The organism is uncultured Campylobacter sp., from assembly GCF_937921625.1.
Lineage (GTDB): Bacteria > Campylobacterota > Campylobacteria > Campylobacterales > Campylobacteraceae > Campylobacter_B.
Genome location: NZ_CAKZTI010000070.1, coordinates 1 through 2,580, shown reverse-complemented (window position 1 = coordinate 2,580; position 2,580 = coordinate 1). Strand labels below are relative to the sequence as shown.

The following is a 2,580-nucleotide window of genomic DNA, read 5'->3' as shown; positions in this document are numbered from 1 at the left end:
TTAGCAAGCACGCGTAGCTCGGTTTTTCGGCGGTGGGTAAATTTAACTCGCGCGAGAGCTCGCGGATCTCGGATTTGGTTAAATTTATCAGCGGCGAGAGCACGCCGAGCTCCTCTTTTGCTTTGAGCCCCGGGCGGTGTTCGCCCAGATCGTCTCGGTTCGTGCCGTCTGCGACGCAGCTAAAACCAAGCTCACGGGCGCGCTCGATTAGGCGCGAAAACACGGCCTTTTTGCACAGATAGCAGCGGTTTTCGGGATTATCTTTGATCCCCTCCGCGACGCCGAGTTCTAAAATTTCGTGCCTGATGCCGTAAGCGCGGGCAAATTTCACGGCTTCGGCGATCTCGCGCGAGGACATATAGGGCGATCTTATCGTTATGCCGATCGCGCGCCCCTCAAGTGCGTCGTGCGCCGCGCGCAGCAGCAGCGAGCTGTCCGCCCCGCCGCTAAATGCGACCGCGAGTTCGCCTAGCCCGCGCAGATCAGCCTTTAGTTTTTCTAGTTTCGTCATAGATTTCTAGCGCCTCTTTTCGCACCCGCTCGATCGTCGTGCCGTGCGCGAGCGCCGCGGCCTTGCAGTCCTCAAATTCCGGCTTTATTTTTTGCGTTTGGCAGGTGCCAGAAATCTTAAACCCTATCTCGCCGAATTTCGTCTGCACCCGCACAAACTCGCGCTTTATCTCGGTTTTAGCAACCTCTATCTCGCGAACGCCGATCGCCGTCGTGTGCGTAAAAATCAGATCCTTTAAATTTTGCGCGTCCTGCTTGCGGCACAGCGCGTTTAGCTCAAAGCCCATGCGCCCCTTTTTCATAAAGATCGAGCGGCTAAATACGTCCAGTGCGCCGTTTTCTCGCAAAATCTCGCACGCAAGCGCAAAGCTCTCGGCGTCCATATCGTCGATGTTCGTGGAGATTAAAATTTGTTTGCAAACCTCACCGTAGCCTGAACGCGCGGCTAAATTTGACTCGTCGCTTTCATCGTTCAAATTTTCATCCGCCTCGCAGATCATCGCGCGAAGCACGTTTGCAAAGCCCGCCGCGTCCTTGCCACCAGCGCCGTAGCCGATATTTTCTATTTTAAAGCTCGCGCTGTCCGTAAACTCGTCTGCGCAAGCCTTTAAAATCGCCGCTCCCGTTGGCGTAGTCATCTCAAAATTTGCGCGCCCGAGATTTACGGGCACTCCTTTTAAAATTTCGCAAACGGCGGGTGCCGGCACGCTAAGCGCGCCGTGGTCGCAGATCGCTACGCCGCCGCCAAGCTCGATTTTGGAGCTTAGCACGCGCGAGACGCCTAAATTTTCAAAAAGATATTCAAAGCAGATCGCCGCACCCACGATATCGACGATAGAGTCTATCGCGCCGATCTCGTGGAAATGCACCCGATCTACGTCCGTGCCGTGGACTTTGGCTTCGGCCTCGGCAACGGTGCGAAATATCGCGCCCGCTCTTTGCTTGCAGCTTTCGCTTAAATTTGAACTCTCTAAAATTTGCTTGATATCGGCGTAGCTTCGGGCGTGGGGCTGCGATTTTAGCGGCACGACGTCGATTTTGGTCGCGGCGATGCCGTTTTTTAGCACGTTTTTGCGCTCCAGACGAAATTCGCCGGCTAAATTTAACTTCTCGAGCTCGGCGCAAAGATAGCCAAAATCCACTCCGAGCCCCACCAGCGCGCCTAAATTCATATCGCCGCTGATACCAGCACTCGCGTCGTAATATAAAATTTTAGCCAAGCTTACGCCTTAGGCACCGTCATCGAGCCAAACGGCAGGATGATGATTTTGGCGTCCGCGCCCTTTTGCGCGAGCGCATCGTCCACGGCTTTTTGGATGTCGTGATACGGTTTTAGATGCACGGCGCGCATCTGCTCGTCGCTGAGCTCGCTCACCGCCCAGGTTTGCGCCCAGAGCGAGATTTCAGCCATCTTAGCGGCCTTGTGATAGCCGAGCTTAAAGCCCGCGCTGATCTTTTCGAGCACCTTTTTGGGCGTGTCGGCGGAGGCCATCAGATCGAAAAACGGCTTTGGTCCGATGCCCGTGCGGCACTTTGCGACCATTATTAAAATTCCGTCCTGCGCAAGCGCTAGTTTGCCGTTATCTAGAGCTTTTTGCGCCTGATAGAGATCGACGTCCATCGGATAGGGCGCGACCGAGATCACGATATCTGCCTTGCGCGGGATATTTACGCAAAATACCTCGTCGGCCTTTTTCACGCAGTCGTAAAAGCTGTCGTTTAAGTGTCCGGCGCTCGCGTAATACACGCCGTGCTCGCTGTCAAGCACCGTCTGTATTGAAAAAACGTCGATGTGCGCTAGCACCTTCATCGCGTCGATCATATCCTCGTGCACGGGATTGCCCTCTAGGCGCAGTGCCTGCGCATCGGAGCTAAGAGCTAGTTTGTGATTTTGCGTGATGCTCTCATACGACGCCGTACCCGGCAAGAAAGCCTTTCTGCCGCCCGTGTAGCCAGCGAAATAGTGCGGCTCGACCGAGCCTATGACGATCACTTTTTTAGCTTCGGCCACGATTTTGTTTAGATACATCTGCGTGCCGTTTTTGCTCTCGCCTAAAAATACCATCTCGT

Annotated in this window: 3 protein-coding genes; all 3 read right to left on the bottom strand. The window is 54.5% G+C overall.

What is annotated here, in order from left to right; translation table 11 throughout:
• Positions 1-511: ATP-dependent sacrificial sulfur transferase LarE (larE, locus tag Q0101_RS10670; protein WP_297945410.1), on the bottom strand; the 511-nt coding region annotated here is incomplete at its 3' end.
• The gene (gene larC, locus Q0101_RS10665; RefSeq protein WP_297945408.1) at positions 483-1,730 is read right to left on the bottom strand and encodes a nickel pincer cofactor biosynthesis protein LarC; all 1,248 of its coding nucleotides are present in this window, start codon (positions 1,728-1,730) and stop codon (positions 483-485) included. The genes larE and larC, both read right to left, overlap by 29 nt.
• 2 nt (positions 1,731-1,732) lie before the next feature.
• Positions 1,733-2,580: nickel-dependent lactate racemase (gene larA / locus Q0101_RS10660; RefSeq protein WP_297945405.1), on the bottom strand; the 848-nt coding region annotated here is incomplete at its 5' end.